The sequence below is a fragment of the Pseudomonas sp. MT92 genome (assembly GCF_058792515.1).
Map to the genome: position 1 here is coordinate 69142 of NZ_JBXAFA010000006.1, position 14481 is coordinate 83622.

General features: G+C 60.4%; 13 protein-coding genes. 7 read left to right on the forward strand and 6 right to left on the reverse strand.

What is annotated here, in order from left to right:
• Window positions 1-168: 168 nt before the first annotated feature.
• The 6 genes from AC1Q6D_RS12935 to AC1Q6D_RS12960 all read left to right on the forward strand — a co-directional run bounded on the left by AC1Q6D_RS12935 (window position 169) and on the right by AC1Q6D_RS12960 (window position 7993).
• Window positions 169-1692 carry a fumarate hydratase gene (locus AC1Q6D_RS12935; RefSeq protein ID WP_103403942.1) on the forward strand — a complete coding sequence of 508 codons (1524 nt, stop codon included), beginning with the start codon at window positions 169-171 and terminating at the stop codon, window positions 1690-1692.
• Between the two features lie 230 nt (window positions 1693-1922).
• On the forward strand, window positions 1923-3689 hold the full coding sequence (locus AC1Q6D_RS12940; RefSeq protein ID WP_103403941.1) for a sensor histidine kinase: 1767 nt from the start codon (window positions 1923-1925) through the stop codon (window positions 3687-3689).
• Complete coding sequence (locus AC1Q6D_RS12945; protein ID WP_103403940.1) at window positions 3683-5017, forward strand: sigma-54-dependent transcriptional regulator; 1335 nt, start codon at window positions 3683-3685, stop codon at window positions 5015-5017. The genes AC1Q6D_RS12940 and AC1Q6D_RS12945 overlap by 7 nt, the downstream gene beginning before the upstream one ends.
• A gap of 240 nt (window positions 5018-5257) precedes the next feature.
• The gene (locus AC1Q6D_RS12950; protein ID WP_103403939.1) at window positions 5258-6577 is read left to right on the forward strand and encodes an MFS transporter; all 1320 of its coding nucleotides are present in this window, start codon (window positions 5258-5260) and stop codon (window positions 6575-6577) included.
• Window positions 6578-6894: 317 nt separating this feature from the next.
• On the forward strand, window positions 6895-7188 hold the full coding sequence (locus AC1Q6D_RS12955; protein WP_103403938.1) for a hypothetical protein: 294 nt from the start codon (window positions 6895-6897) through the stop codon (window positions 7186-7188).
• A 175-nt stretch (window positions 7189-7363) separates the two neighbouring features.
• Window positions 7364-7993 (forward strand): flavin reductase family protein, encoded by a 630-nt coding sequence (locus AC1Q6D_RS12960; protein WP_103403937.1) that lies wholly within the window; start codon window positions 7364-7366, stop codon window positions 7991-7993.
• On the opposite strand, the gene AC1Q6D_RS12965 is transcribed toward AC1Q6D_RS12960, so the two are convergent.
• The gene (locus AC1Q6D_RS12965; RefSeq protein ID WP_103403936.1) at window positions 7994-8224 is read right to left on the reverse strand and encodes a hypothetical protein; all 231 of its coding nucleotides are present in this window, start codon (window positions 8222-8224) and stop codon (window positions 7994-7996) included.
• Window positions 8225-8265: 41 nt separating this feature from the next.
• Window positions 8266-8619 (reverse strand): putative quinol monooxygenase, encoded by a 354-nt coding sequence (locus AC1Q6D_RS12970; RefSeq protein ID WP_103403935.1) that lies wholly within the window; start codon window positions 8617-8619, stop codon window positions 8266-8268.
• A 337-nt stretch (window positions 8620-8956) separates the two neighbouring features.
• Between AC1Q6D_RS12970 and AC1Q6D_RS12975 the strand changes: the two genes are divergently transcribed.
• Window positions 8957-9886, forward strand: a complete 930-nt coding sequence (locus AC1Q6D_RS12975; RefSeq protein WP_047532588.1) for an AraC family transcriptional regulator — start codon at window positions 8957-8959, stop codon at window positions 9884-9886.
• 83 nt (window positions 9887-9969) lie between these two features.
• Here AC1Q6D_RS12975 and AC1Q6D_RS12980 read toward each other — a convergent pair whose 3' ends face one another.
• From AC1Q6D_RS12980 to AC1Q6D_RS12995, 4 genes are all read right to left on the reverse strand, one after another.
• Window positions 9970-11025 (reverse strand): ABC transporter ATP-binding protein, encoded by a 1056-nt coding sequence (locus tag AC1Q6D_RS12980; RefSeq protein ID WP_047532591.1) that lies wholly within the window; start codon window positions 11023-11025, stop codon window positions 9970-9972.
• A 158-nt stretch (window positions 11026-11183) separates the two neighbouring features.
• Window positions 11184-12032 carry an ABC transporter permease gene (locus tag AC1Q6D_RS12985; protein ID WP_103403934.1) on the reverse strand — a complete coding sequence of 283 codons (849 nt, stop codon included), beginning with the start codon at window positions 12030-12032 and terminating at the stop codon, window positions 11184-11186.
• Window positions 12029-12937 (reverse strand): ABC transporter permease, encoded by a 909-nt coding sequence (locus tag AC1Q6D_RS12990; RefSeq protein ID WP_103403933.1) that lies wholly within the window; start codon window positions 12935-12937, stop codon window positions 12029-12031. Before AC1Q6D_RS12990 ends, AC1Q6D_RS12985 begins: the two co-directional genes overlap by 4 nt.
• Before the next feature lie 179 nt (window positions 12938-13116).
• Window positions 13117-14220 (reverse strand): extracellular solute-binding protein, encoded by a 1104-nt coding sequence (locus AC1Q6D_RS12995; protein ID WP_103403932.1) that lies wholly within the window; start codon window positions 14218-14220, stop codon window positions 13117-13119.
• Between the last annotated feature and the right edge of the window lie 261 nt (window positions 14221-14481).

The window sequence follows — 14481 nt, forward strand, 5'->3', positions numbered from 1 at the left end:
ATTGATTACCGGCGGGTGTTTACCGAACCGAGGCGCGTTATACTGCCGCGCCTTTTTAGCGTCGCGCCAGCATGCCCGGCGTGCCTTGAAAGGTGCTTGCAACCGACCGATGCACCCAAGCTGCAAGCACCTTATTGAATGTTCCCGTCTTTTAGAGGAGCGCGACTCATGACCGTGATCAAGCAAGACGACCTGATTCAGAGCGTTGCCAACGCCCTGCAGTTCATTTCCTACTACCACCCCGTGGATTTCATCCAGGCGATGCACGAGGCCTACCTGCGTGAAGAATCGCCGGCAGCCCGTGACTCCATCGCTCAAATCCTGATCAACTCGCGCATGTGCGCCACCGGCCACCGTCCGATCTGCCAGGACACCGGCATCGTGACCGTGTTTGTCCGCGTGGGCATGGACGTGCGTTGGGATGGCGCCACCATGGGCCTGGACGACATGATCAACGAAGGCGTTCGTCGCGCCTACAACCTGCCGGAAAACGTCCTGCGTGCCTCGATCCTTGCCGACCCGGCAGGCGCTCGCAAGAACACCAAGGACAACACCCCGGCCGTTATCCACTACTCCATCGTTCCGGGTAACACCGTGGAAGTGGACGTGGCGGCCAAGGGCGGCGGTTCCGAGAACAAATCGAAAATGGCCATGCTCAACCCGTCCGACTCGATCGTCGACTGGGTGCTCAAGACCGTTCCGACCATGGGCGCCGGCTGGTGCCCACCGGGTATGCTCGGCATCGGCATCGGCGGCACCGCCGAGAAAGCCGCGGTGATGGCCAAGGAAGTGTTGATGGAATCCATCGACATCCACGAACTGAAGGCCCGTGGCCCACAGAACCGCATCGAAGAAATGCGTCTGGAACTGTTCGAGAAGGTCAACCAGTTGGGCATCGGCGCCCAGGGCCTGGGCGGCCTGACCACCGTGCTCGACGTGAAGATCATGGATTACCCGACTCACGCCGCTTCGCTGCCGGTGTGCATGATCCCGAACTGCGCCGCCACCCGCCACGCACACTTCGTGCTCGACGGCTCCGGCCCGGCGTCCCTGGAAGCGCCACCGCTGGACGCCTACCCGGAAATCGTCTGGGAAGCAGGTCCTTCGGCCCGCCGCGTGAACCTCGACACCCTGACCCCGGAAGAAGTGCAGAGCTGGAAGCCGGGCGAAACCATCCTGCTCAACGGCAAGATGCTCACCGGTCGCGACGCCGCGCACAAACGCATGGTCGAGATGCTGAACAAGGGTGAAACCCTGCCGGTCGACCTCAAGGGCCGCTTCATCTACTACGTCGGCCCGGTCGATCCGGTCCGTGAAGAAGTGGTTGGCCCGGCTGGCCCGACCACCGCCACGCGGATGGACAAGTTCACCCGTCAGATCCTCGAGCAAACCGGCCTGTTGGGCATGATCGGCAAATCCGAGCGCGGCCCGACCGCCATCGAAGCGATCAAGGACTACAAGGCCGTCTACCTGATGGCTGTCGGCGGCGCGGCTTACCTGGTGGCCCAAGCCATCAAGAAATCCCGCGTGGTGGCTTTCGCCGAACTGGGCATGGAAGCGATCTACGAGTTCGACGTGAAAGACATGCCGGTCACTGTTGCAGTCGACAGCAACGGCGAGTCGGTACACATCACCGGTCCTGCCATCTGGCAGAAAAAGATCAGTGACAGCCTGGCGGTGGAAGTGCAGTAAGTATTTCGACTGACCACTGAAAAAGGCGACAGGGCTAACCCTGTCGCCTTTTTTATTGCCAGATGCGTCCCCCGTAGGAGCGAGCCTGATCGCGATGGACGCATGGGCAACACGGTTTGTCTGTTGCCCCGCGTTATCGTTGACGACCATCGCGAGCAGGCTCGCGCCTACAAGGGTCAAGCGGCGCATGTTATGGTGCGCGCCCTCTGTACCTGTGTGTCATACCCAGCATGTTCGAGTTATCTCGCCCCTTGCGCCTGGCGCTCTACACCCTGGTGATCATCGCCGGTGCCGCCATCGCCGCCACCCTGGCGATGCGCCACACCGTACGCCAGTCCATGGTCGAAGACGCCGCCCGGGCCAATCAGCAATTGGCGCTGTACGCCACGTCGCTGCATACCCTGATCGAGCGTTACCGTGCCCTGCCCTCCGTGCTGGCACTGGACCCGCAATTACGCGAAGCACTCAATGGCCCGGTAAGCGCCGAGCAACAGGACGTGCTGAACCGCAAGCTGGAAAAAATCAACGGCGCCGCCGAGTCCTCGACCCTGGAATTGCTTGATCGCACCGGCCTGGCCGTGGCAGCCAGCAACTGGCGTTTGCCCAGCAGTTATGTCGGTCACAATTATGGTTTCCGCCCTTACTTCAGTCAGACGCGCACCCAGGGCACCGGGCGTTTTTATGCGGTGGGCGTGACCAGTGGGATACCGGGTTACTTCCTGTCCAGCGCCGTCAGCGATGACGACGGGCAGTTTCTCGGCGCGATGGTGGTCAAACTGGAATTTCCGGAACTGGAACGGGAGTGGCGTCAGGGCAGCGACACACTGCTGGTCAGCGACGCCCGTGGGATCATCTTCATCGCCAACCAGCCGGGCTGGCGCTATCGGCTTTTGAAACCGCTCAATGACAGGGATGACACCGAACTCAAGGCCACCCGCCAATACGACAAGCAGCCACTGACACCGCTTGATTATCAATCGCTGCGCCGTTTTGACGAAAACAGCGAGCTGGCACGGGTCGATGGCCCGGACGGTAAGTCTGATTACCTATGGGAGTCCCTTCCGCTTCCCGCCGAAGGCTGGACGCTGCACCTGCTGCGTCGCCCGCACGTCGCGTTCGAGGACAGTCGCAACGCTGCACTCGCCGCTGCCGGCCTTTGGTTGACCCTGGTGTTTCTACTGCTGTTCCTTAACCAGCGCTGGCGTCTGGCGAAAATGCGCCAGCGCAGCCGCGAAGAGCTTGAACAGCTTGTAGAAGAACGTACCCGCGACCTGCGCACCGCCCAGGAAGGCCTGGTGCAATCGGCCAAACTCGCGGCGCTCGGGCAGATGTCCGCCGCCCTCGCCCATGAGATCAATCAGCCTTTGACTGCCCAGCGCATGCAGCTGGCCACGCTGCGGTTGCTGCTCGACCACGGCCGCGTCGACGACGCCTACAAAGCGCTCAAACCGCTGGACGAGATGCTCACGCGCATGGCGGCGCTCACCGGACACCTGAAAACCTTCGCCCGGAAAAGTCCCGGTGGTTTGCGCGAACGCCTGGATCTGGCCACCGTGGTGGACCAGTCAATACAACTGCTCGACACCCGATTGCGCGATGAGCAAGTCAGCACGGTGCTGCATCTGACCCGCCCGGCCTGGGTACGGGGTGATGCGATTCGCCTGGAACAGGTGCTGATCAATTTGCTGCGCAACGCGCTGGATGCGATGCAGGACAAACCCTGCAAGCGCCTGGAAATCCGTCTCGAAGCCGATGAACAATTGTGGCGCCTGAGCGTCATTGATAACGGTGGCGGCATTGCCGAAGAGAACCTGGCCAAAGTGTTCGACCCGTTCTTCACCACCAAACCGGTCGGCGATGGACTGGGCATCGGTCTGGCTGTTTCCTTTGCAATCGCTCACGAGTCGGGCGGGCGCCTGACGGCCGGCAATCGCGACAACGGCGCCGTGTTCTCCCTCGCCCTGCCCATCGACCTGGAGGCCCATGGCTCATGCTGAATTCCGTGATGGTGGTCGACGACGAAAGCAGCATCCGCAGCGCCGTCGAACAATGGCTGAGCCTGTCGGGGTTCGATGTGCAGTTGTTCAGCCGTGCGGACGAGTGCCTGGCGCAGTTGCCGAAACACTTTGCCGGGGTGATTCTCAGCGATGTACGCATGCCCGGCATGAGCGGCCTGGAACTGCTGGCCGAAGTGCAGCAGCGCGATGCCGAGCTGCCGGTGATCCTGCTGACGGGCCACGGCGACGTGCCGATGGCAGTGGATGCGATGCGCGACGGGGCCTACGACTTTCTGGAGAAACCCTTCAGCCCCGAAGCCCTGCTCGGCAGCCTGCGCCGCGCGCTGGACAAGCGCCGGCTGGTGCTGGAGAACCGTGCCCTGCATGAACAGGCGGACAATCGCGCCAAACTCGATGCCACGCTGCTGGGCGTATCCCGTGGCTTGCAGACCTTGCGCCGTCAGGTGCTGGAGCTGGCTGCATTGCCGGTCAATGTGCTGATCCGTGGCGAAACCGGCAGCGGCAAGGAACTGGTTGCCCGCTGCCTGCACGACTTTGGCCCGCGGGCGGATAAACCTTTTGTGGCGTTGAACTGCGCAGCCATCCCCGAGCAACTGTTTGAAGCCGAGCTGTTCGGTCATGAGAGCGGTGCGTTTACCGGCGCCCAGGGCAAACGCATCGGCAAACTCGAATACGCCGACGGCGGCACGCTGTTTCTCGATGAGATCGAAAGCATGCCCTTGGCGCAGCAGGTGAAGCTGCTGCGCGTGTTACAGGAACAGAAACTGGAACGCCTGGGCTCGAACCAGAGTATCCGCGTGGATCTACGGATCATTGCCGCGACCAAGCCGGACTTACTCGACGAAGCACGGGCCGGGCGTTTTCGCGAGGACCTGGCTTATCGTTTGAACGTCGCCGAGCTGCGTCTGCCGCCGTTGCGCGATCGCCGCGAAGACATTCCGTTGTTGTACGAATCGTTCGCCCGCCATGCCGCCGAACGCCTCGGGCGCACCTTCGCGCCGCTGAGCGGCCCGCAGTTGAGCCACCTGCTGAGCCACGACTGGCCAGGCAATGTGCGTGAACTGGCGAATGTCGCCGAACGTCAGGTGCTGGGGCTTGGCGAACCTGTTCCTGCTGGCATCGACCCAGGGCAGTCACTGGCGGCCCAGCAGGAAGCCTTTGAGGCGCAGTGCTTGCGCGCGGCGCTCACCCGACACAAGGGTGACGTCAAGGCCGTGCTTGAAGAGCTGCAACTGCCACGCCGTACGTTCAACGAAAAGATGCAGCGTCATGGCCTGAGTCGAGAGATGTTCCTGCAAGAAAACTGAATGCTCCAGCGCCTTTAATGGCCTCTTCGCGGGCTTGCCCGCGAAGAGGCTGGTCCAGGCAACATTCCCCATGAGCAATTTTTCGCTCACACCCAACCTTTCATGAGCGGATTTCCGCTCATAAGATCGCTCCAACCCCTCTAAAACGGCACTCTCCACCTTGGCACACCTCCTGCTATAGCCCCCGCAGGCTGCGTTAACGCGCGCTCCACAAACAATAATTAGACGAAGGATCCTTCAATGGATAACTCCAATACCCTGCCCCGTGGGTCGGCCGCCGTGCCGACAAGAGAACGCACCACCTCCAGCCGTATCAAGTCGATCTTCAGCGGCTCGATCGGCAACATGGTCGAGTGGTATGACTGGTACGTCTACGCCGCTTTCTCCCTGTACTTCGCCAAGACCTTTTTCCCGAAAGGCGACACCACTGCACAACTGCTGAACACCGCCGCAATCTTCGCCGTGGGCTTCCTGATGCGTCCGATCGGTGGCTGGCTGATGGGCCTGTATGCCGACAAGGTCGGGCGTAAAAAGGCCCTGATGGCCTCGGTGTACCTGATGTGCTTCGGCTCGCTGCTGATCGCCCTGAGCCCGGGCTATGAAATCATTGGCATCGGCGCGCCGATCCTGCTGGTGTTCGCCCGCTTGCTACAGGGCCTGTCGGTCGGTGGCGAGTACGGCACCTCGGCCACTTACCTCAGTGAGATGGCGACCAAGGAACGCCGCGGTTTCTACTCCAGTTTCCAGTACGTGACCCTGATCTCCGGCCAGCTCATCGCGTTGGCCGTGTTGATCGTATTGCAACAATTGCTGACCACCGAGGAGCTGTACGCCTGGGGCTGGCGCATTCCGTTCGCGATCGGCGCACTCTGCGCCATCGTCGCGCTGTACCTGCGTCGCGGTATGGAAGAAACCGAATCGTTCACCAAGAAGGAAAAGGCCAAGGAAAGCGCGATGCGCACCTTGCTGCGTCATCCAAAGGAACTGATGACCGTGGTCGGCCTGACCATGGGTGGCACCCTGGCGTTCTACACCTACACCACGTACATGCAGAAATACCTGGTGAACACCGTCGGCATGAGCATTTCCGACTCCACCACCATTTCCGCCGCCACGCTGTTCTTGTTCATGTGCCTGCAACCGATCATCGGCGGCCTGTCGGATAAAATCGGTCGTCGGCCGATCCTGATCGCCTTCGGCATCCTGGGCACCCTGTTCACCGTGCCGATCCTCACCACCCTGCACACCATCCAGACCTGGTGGGGCGCGTTCTTCCTGATCATGGCGGCGCTGATCATTGTCAGCGGCTACACCTCGATCAACGCGGTAGTCAAAGCCGAACTGTTCCCGACCGAAATCCGCGCCCTGGGTGTTGGCCTGCCCTACGCACTGACCGTGTCGATTTTCGGTGGCACCGCTGAATACATCGCACTGTGGTTCAAGAGCATTGGCATGGAGACCGGCTACTACTGGTATGTCACTGCCTGTATTGCCGTATCGCTGCTGGTGTACATCACCATGAAAGACACCCGCAAACATTCGCGGATCGTCACGGACTAAGTCCAGCCGCGTCACCATCAAAAGGGGCAGACCGTCATGGGTCTGCCCCTTTTTTTGTTTGGCATGGCATGAAAAAACCTTCACCCCCGTGAGAGCCGGATTAATCACGAGTTAATGCTTAACCACCACCCTGAACCTGCCTGATCGATTAACTGCGATGCGCTCACTCAGACCTTGAAAGCAAAAATATCTGCGGGCCTTAACATCTATTTAATCGATTGTTATTAGCATTTATTTGCGCTTTTTAATCAGTTTAATTGGCGTAGCATGAGACCCATGCCCAAGACACAACCGCCAACGAATCTGGAGAAATGAAGATGAAAACCAAACTGTTCCTCGCCCTGGCCCTCACCGTACTGACCGCCAACACCTTCGCCGCCGACGGCTTTGACCGTACCAGCTCCGCCGTTGCAGCAGACGGCTATGAACGCACTGGCTCGGCCACCGTTGCCGCTGATGGCTACGACCGCACCGGTTCTGCCACCGTTGCCGAAGACGGCTACGACCGCACGGGCGGCGCCACTGTCGCCGAAGATGGCTACGACCGTACTGGCGGCGCCACCGTCGCTGAAGACGGCTACGACCGTACTGGCGGCGCTTCCATCAGCTGATCCGCAATCGCGGCACCACAGCCCGGCCTCGGCCGGGCTTGGTCATTTCTGGAGAACACTAAATAAGACAACCCCTCAGGGTCCCCCATAGAAGACCCCGACTCTCGCGATTGACTGGAAATTAGTCATCGTCGCCAGCAATATGACCCTCTCTCGAAAAACCCAGGTTTACCCGATGCCCGACGATATCCACTATTACGAACCTGCCAACGGCCATGGCCTGCCCCACGATCCGTTCAACGCAATCGTCGGCCCACGCCCTATTGGCTGGATTTCCTCCCAGGATGCCGATGGCCATTTGAATCTGGCGCCTTACAGCTTTTTCACGGCCTTCAATTACATTCCGCCGATCATTGGTTTTTCCAGCATCGGGCGCAAAGACAGCCTGAACAACATCGAACAGACCGGTGAGTTCGCGTGGAACCTGGCGACCCGGCCATTGGCCGAACAGATGAACCAGAGCTGCGCTATGGTTGGCCCAGAGGTGAATGAATTCGAGCTGTCCGGGCTGACCACCGTTGCCTCGAACGTCATTTCAGTGCCACGGGTGGCCGAAAGCCCGGTGTCCTTCGAGTGCAAGGTCACGCAGATCATTCAGTTGCAGCGGGCAGACGGGAATGTGGTGCCGAGCTGGCTGATTCTGGGCGAAGTGGTCGCCGTGCATATCGCCAGGAGACTGTTGAAGGACGGTGTGTACGACACCGCCGCGGCAGAGCCGATTCTGCGCGGCGGCGGACCAGCGGACTACTTCCAGTTGGGGCCTGAGGCCTTGTTCAAGATGTATCGCCCGGGGGCGGTCAGGTAGTTACCAGATCAGGGCGCCGTCTTCGCTGACACCCTTGAGGTGAGTCAACTGCAGAGCGGCCGCTTCGTCCGCTTCTTTGGCGGTCTTGAACGTCTGCTCTTCCAGCAGCTTATTGAAGCGAGGCGCCCCCGAGCCACCGATGGCTTTAGTGGCGATTGCGGCGTAATACCCGCCTTCACGGGGAACGACCGCCGATACTGCTTCGAAGGTTTCAAAGGCTTTGCGTGCCATGTCGCGCATCCTGTCTGGTTGAGAATAGTGCCATTAAACCCTCAACCAGCCAGTTTGTGTACCGCAGCCCCGGACTGGCGGAGGGCCTGCGCCGCCGACACATCCCTGAAGGTGTGAAAATCCAGGCTATTGACCACCAGTTCCTGCACCAGCTCGGCGAAGATCTCCATGGCCGGGGTGCTGAAGTACGCGGTCATGGCCTGTTGGTTAGTCCAGAAACCGGAGACCAGCCACAACTCGGGGTCACATTGCGAATGCTGCAAGGCAAAGCTCAGGCAGCCTGGCGCGGCGCGAGACGGCTCAATCAATGCGCTCAAGCGCACACCCAGCTCCTGCGAACGTCCGGCGCGCGCTCGAACAAAGGCCATATGACTGACGGGGATCTGCTTAGACATGTTCAACCCTCCCAGGGAGTCGTGTGGCAGCCGGGGGACGGGCTGCGACAGGATCAAAGGTTAAGGGTTGGCGTGCATGGCTCGTTAGTCGATTTCTGCCGGGACGTTGCACAATCCTGCGAGCGTGCATGGATTGGCTGTAACAATGTGTAAAACACTGTCACGGTTCTGCCCTGCGAGTTTCAAGCAAGTTTTGCCGTCTCTGTCCGGTCTTGTCGGGGTAAAAAGCAACGCCCATGCAGAATCAGGCAAGCATCCGGCAGGATGTGTCTACCGCCGCGACTTGCACAAACTTATGCTCTGCCCGTTCAATCCAACCTTGCCGAGGATGCCTCCCATGTCGTCGCTCGATCACTTTCAAGCCCCGCTGGACGCCGACATGGAGAAACAGCGCGCGGAACTGGCGGCGATCATTCGTCGCAACACCGCCGAAGATGGCAGTTATGCCACCGCTGTCGATTCGCTGCTCATGTCGCGCCACAGCCAAAACCACGACTTCGCCCCGGTGCTGGCGCAACCGGCACTGTGCATCATGGCCCAGGGGCGCAAGGAAGTTCGGCTCGCCGATGAGTTCTTCAATTACGACCCGCTCAATTACCTGGTCGTCTCCGTCTCGATGCCACTGAGCGGCCGGGTTGTGAATGTCACGTCGCAGGAACCGATCCTGGCATTGCGGCTGGACATCGACCCGGCGGAAATCACCGCCTTGATCGCCGACGCGGGTCCGCTTGGCGTGCCCACCCGGCCGACCGGGCGCGGGCTGTATGTCGAACGGCTCGACAGCGCGATGCTCGATGCAGTGCTGCGACTGGCACGGTTGCTCGACACGCCGAAAGACATTGCCATGCTCGCGCCACTGATTCGCCGGGAAATTCTCTATCGGTTGCTGCGCAGCAAACAGGGCCACCGGTTGTACGAAATCGCCATCGCCAACAGCCAGAGCCATCGCATCAGCCAGGCAATCAAATGGCTCAACAGCAACTATGAACAGCCGCTGCGCATCGATGATCTGGCGAAGGAAGTGAACCTGAGCGTGTCGACGCTGCATCATCGTTTCAAGGCGATGACGGCGATGAGCCCGCTGCAGTACCAGAAACAACTGCGATTGCAGGAAGCGCGACGCTTGATGCTGGCCGAAGGGCTGGAAGCTTCAGCGGCGGGATATCGGGTCGGGTATGAAAGCCCTTCGCAGTTCAGCCGCGAGTACAGCCGTTTGTTCGGCGCGCCGCCGTTGCGGGATCTGGCGCGGTTGCGGTTGAGCGTTTAGCCAGGATTTGTGCAGTCAGTACCGGCCCCATCGCGAGCCAGCTTGCTCGCGATGGGGCCAGAGAGGCCAAGATCCAATCCGGATCAGGCTCCCAATACCCTGCACGCCTCGGCAGGAAGGGTCACCGACACCGGGTGCCCGACGCTCAAGCCAAAGCCCTGACACGGCGTGCTCAGCGCCGTGAATGTAACCCCGGAACATTCGACCGTGGTTTCGATGGTCGCGCCGATATCCCGTACGAACGTCACCTTGCCCAACAACCGATTACCCGCCGTCGCCTGCGGCGCCGACAGTTGCAAGTCTTCCGGGCGAATCAGCATCTTCACTTTCTCACCGACCACAATGCTGCTGCAGATCGGCACTTGCAGCGCATCACCGCCCGGCAGACTGATCTTGCCATTGCCCAGCGCCGTGGCCGGGAAGATATTGCCCGAACCGATAAAGTCCGCGACGAATTCGTTGGCCGGGTGCCGGTAGATTTCGATCGGCGTACCGACCTGCTGCACCCGGTGCTCACCCAGCACGACGACAATATCCGCCATGGTCATGGCCTCACGCTGGTCGTGAGTCACCATGATGGTGGTGATGTTCAGGCGTTGTTGCAGCTGACGGATCTCCACCTGCATCGACTCGCGCAGCTTGGCATCCAGCGCCGACAGCGGTTCGTCGAGCAAAAGGATCTTCGGGTGACTGGCAATCGCCCGGGCAATCGCCACCCGCTGACGCTGCCCGCCGGAGAGTTTGGCCACCGGGCGATCAATCATCTGTTGCAGCTGGATCAATTCCAGCAACTCCACCACTCGCGCCTGCTGGTCAGCCTTGCTGACCCCGCGCAGTTTCAGCGGGTAAGCAATGTTCTCGCCCACCGTCATGTGCGGGAACAGGGCCAGGGACTGGAAAACCATGCCGAAATTGCGCAAGTGCGCCGGGGTTTGACCGATGTCTTCACCGTCCAGGCGAATCTCACCGCCGGTCAGGGTTTCAAGACCGGCGATCATCCGCAGCAGCGTGGTTTTGCCACAACCCGAAGGGCCGAGGAAACACACCAGCTTGCCCTCGGGCAAATGCAGGTTTACATCTTTTACCGCGCAGGCCGAGCCGTAGTGTTTCTCGACGTTTTCCAGAATCAGACCAGACATAAATCACCTCAAGAAATCAGGGGTTCTGGCTGGAGGTCGCCGAGCGATGATCAGGCAAGGCAAAAGTCTGCGAAGAAGCGGAGTTGACTTTAGTCAATGAGCATTCTGAGCTGACTTTTAACGCAGCATGATCGAGCGCAGGCACCTCCAGACAGGAGCTAGAACGAAACGCCACCTTCGCCAACCAGCTTCTCCAGCGCCCAGATGAGGACGAAGTCGATCAGCACGATCAGCACGGCAAACGAAAATACGGTTGGGTCGAGTGAAGACACGGTGCGGCTGTACATCCAGATCGGCACGGTCATGACGTCGATGGTGTAGAGGAAATAGGTCACGGTGAATTCGTTGAACGAGACGATGAACGCCAGCAGCATGCCCGCCAGAATCCCCGACTTCATCAACGGCACCACCACATCGACGATCGCCCGCAGCGGTGACGCGCCAAGCATTTGCGCAGCCTCTTCGACTTCGCTGCCGATGGAGAGCATGGCGGCGGTGCAGTTCTTCACCACGAACGGCAACGCCAGGATCACGTGGGCAATCACCAGGCGCGAGGTGGTCATCTGGAACGGCAGGCTGTCGAACACCAGCAGCAACGCCAGGCCCAACACCACCATCGGGAACACCAGCGGCAGCGACATCAGTTGCAGCGCCACGGCTTTGCCGCGGAATTCGCAACGGGTCAGTGCGTACGCCGCCGGCACCGCGATCAGCGTCGCGAACACCATGGTCAGACACGACACCATGAGGCTGGTGGTCATGGCTTTGCCCAGGCTCAACACGTCGCTGGCGTCCGGCGAAACGAAGGTGTGCCAGGCGGCCTTGTACCATTGCAGGCTGTAGCTGCTCGGCGGGAAGTCGAGGTTCGACGCGCCACTGAAGGACATGACGATCATGGTCAGGATCGGCAACACCGCCAGCAACAGGATGAAGCCGGACAGTATGCCTGCGAACTTGCCGGTTTCTCCCGGCAACAGCGACTGGCGCTTTTTGATCAGGGTACTCATTGCGAAGCCTCCAGTCTGCGCCGACGACGGCCAGTGATGTATTCGGACAACGTCATGATGGCGAGCGTGGTGACAATCAGCACCACACCGGCAGCGGACGCGGCGGGCCAGTTCATCAGCGGCGCGATCTGGTCATGCACCATCACCGCCAGCATCGGCACGCGACGGCCACCGAGCAGCAGCGGCACCACGAAGCTGCTGGCGTTATAGGCGAACACCAGGGTGGCACCGGTGATGATCCCCGGCAGGCTCATCGGCAACACCACTTGGCGGAACACTTGAAAACGACTGGCGCCCAGGGTGGCGGCGGCCTCTTCGTAACTGCGCGCAACGCCGCGCATGGCGCTGGCGATCGGCAGCACGGCCAGCGGGAAGGCGGTTTGCACCAGGCCCATCAACACGCCGTTCTGGTTGTAGAGCAGCATGATCGGACGCTTGATCAGGCCCAGGCCCATCAACGTCTGGTTGAGCATCCCGCCCGGGCCGAGAATGACCAGCCAGCCGTAGCTTTGCAGCAGCAGGTTGACCAGCAAGGGCAGCAGCACCGCCGCGAGGAAAATCCGGCGCACGAACGGCGAGGTCAGGCGCGACATGGTGTAAGCCACCGGGATCGCCAGCACGACCGCGATCACTGCGCTGATCAGCGCCAGGCGCAGGGTCAGCAGCAGGGATTTGAGGTAGTAGGGTTCCAGCAATTGCGCGTAGCTGGCCAGGCTGAACCCGCTCCATTCCGCGCCCTTGGTGCCCACGCTCATGCGCAGGACCAACAGGCTGGCGGCAATCAGTACGCCCAGAAACAGCATCGACGGCGAAAGAAACAGCCAGGCGCGCGTCGTCGGCGAAACACCCCGATCAGTGCGCGCGGGAGCGGCACTCACCGGATGGGTCAGAGGTTGGTGTTCCATAGCAAAGGTCTCGTCAATGGAAGATCAGTGGCACACGGAAGCGGGGTATCAACCCCGATCCCCTGTAGGAGCGAGCTTGCTCGCGAAGGACGTGAAGGCGCCGCGTAGTTTCAGGCAGCCCTCGTCATCGTTAACGTCCATCGTCGGAACGCCGCCCGGAGCAAGCTTGCTCCTACAGATCAGGAAGAAAAGATTTCCGTGTAACGACGAATCCATTGGTCATGCACGGTGGCCAGGAAGGCGTTGTCGTGCATGATCGCCTTCTCGGCAATCTGCTCTGGGGTGAGGATGTACGGGCTCTTGCGCGCTTCGGCGGAGATGATCGCCTTGGCGTTGACCGGGCCGTTGTAGATGTCTTCGGCCATCTTGCCCTGTACCAGCGGGTCCAGAGAGTGGTTGATGAAGGCGTAAGCCAGGTCGGTGTCGCCCGGACGGTTTTTCGGCATTACCGATTGCATCAAGTCGGTGTAGAAACCTTCTTTCATGCCGAAGGTTGCACTCAGGCCGTAGTTCGGATCGCGGATCTGTTTCGGGAAAAACGCCGGCGCATACAGGCCACCCATGTCCAGCGAACCGGTGCGGAACAGTTCGGCGATCTGGTTCGGGTTTTCACCCAGGGTCACCACGCGATCCTTGAGCTCGGCGAGTTTCTTGAAGCCCGGCTCGATGTTGTGTTCGTCACCACCGGCCAGTTTGGCGGCGATGATGATCAGGTCCATGGCCTCGGTCCAGTTCGGCGGCGGCAAGAAGATGTTCGGTGCCAGCTCGGCATCCCACAGGGCGGCGTAGCTGTCCGGAGCTTCCTTCTGCGTGCGAGTGCTGTAGACCAGGCTATTGCACCAGAGCAGGTAACCGATACCGTGGCCATTGGCGCCGGTGCGATACTTTTCCGGCACATCGACAATGTTGGGAATGCGGTTGAGGTCGGGTTTTTCCAGCAGGTTGGCGGCGGCCAGACCTTCGGCGCCGACGCCTGCCAGGGTGATGATGTCGTATTGCGGACGATCACCGCCGGCCTTGAGTTTGGCGACCATTTCCGAGGTACTGCCGGTGCGGTCAGCGATGACCTTGACGCCGTATTTGTCCTCGAACGTCGCGGCGATGTTGCGCAGTGCAGCCAGGCCTGTGTCGTCGGACCAGGTCAACAGACGCAGGGTCTTGCCCTGGAAACGGGTATCACTGGCATTGGCCTTGACGAACGGCAGGCTCATGGCCGCCGCAGCAACCGAGGCTACGCCCACAGTCTTGATGAATTGACGTCTGTTCAGATCATGCTCGCCCATTACGGACTCCCTTTGTTTTTTTAGGTATAAGGCAGGTCGAAGCTGTTGCATCCGCGCGACTGGATCAGCGCTTTCCCCTCTATTTTCGGGGGGTTGGTTGAACCAGTGAGTTCATCCTGAGGTTGTGTAAAACCGCTGACTATCGATAAAAACTCATTGAAGCCATGACGCCAGCACATGCCTCCCCGTAAGAGCGAGCCTGCTCGCGATGGACGTCAACGATAACGCGGGGCGTCAGACAGCCCATGTCGTCCTTGCGTC

Excerpts from the sequence above, each read along its gene's own strand:
- AC1Q6D_RS12935 (WP_103403942.1), top strand. The coding sequence starts at position 169 with ATGACCGTGATCAAGCAAGACGACCTGATTCAGAGCGTTGCCAACGCC.
- AC1Q6D_RS12940 (WP_103403941.1), top strand. The coding sequence starts at position 1,923 with ATGTTCGAGTTATCTCGCCCCTTGCGCCTGGCGCTCTACACCCTGGTG.
- AC1Q6D_RS12945 (WP_103403940.1), top strand. The coding sequence starts at position 3,683 with ATGCTGAATTCCGTGATGGTGGTCGACGACGAAAGCAGCATCCGCAGC.
- AC1Q6D_RS12950 (WP_103403939.1), top strand. The coding sequence starts at position 5,258 with ATGGATAACTCCAATACCCTGCCCCGTGGGTCGGCCGCCGTGCCGACA.
- AC1Q6D_RS12955 (WP_103403938.1), top strand. The coding sequence starts at position 6,895 with ATGAAAACCAAACTGTTCCTCGCCCTGGCCCTCACCGTACTGACCGCC.
- AC1Q6D_RS12960 (WP_103403937.1), top strand. The coding sequence starts at position 7,364 with ATGCCCGACGATATCCACTATTACGAACCTGCCAACGGCCATGGCCTG.
- AC1Q6D_RS12965 (WP_103403936.1), bottom strand. The coding sequence starts at position 8,224 with ATGGCACGCAAAGCCTTTGAAACCTTCGAAGCAGTATCGGCGGTCGTT.
- AC1Q6D_RS12970 (WP_103403935.1), bottom strand. The coding sequence starts at position 8,619 with ATGTCTAAGCAGATCCCCGTCAGTCATATGGCCTTTGTTCGAGCGCGC.
- AC1Q6D_RS12975 (WP_047532588.1), top strand. The coding sequence starts at position 8,957 with ATGTCGTCGCTCGATCACTTTCAAGCCCCGCTGGACGCCGACATGGAG.
- AC1Q6D_RS12980 (WP_047532591.1), bottom strand. The coding sequence starts at position 11,025 with ATGTCTGGTCTGATTCTGGAAAACGTCGAGAAACACTACGGCTCGGCC.
- AC1Q6D_RS12985 (WP_103403934.1), bottom strand. The coding sequence starts at position 12,032 with ATGAGTACCCTGATCAAAAAGCGCCAGTCGCTGTTGCCGGGAGAAACC.
- AC1Q6D_RS12990 (WP_103403933.1), bottom strand. The coding sequence starts at position 12,937 with ATGGAACACCAACCTCTGACCCATCCGGTGAGTGCCGCTCCCGCGCGC.
- AC1Q6D_RS12995 (WP_103403932.1), bottom strand. The coding sequence starts at position 14,220 with ATGGGCGAGCATGATCTGAACAGACGTCAATTCATCAAGACTGTGGGC.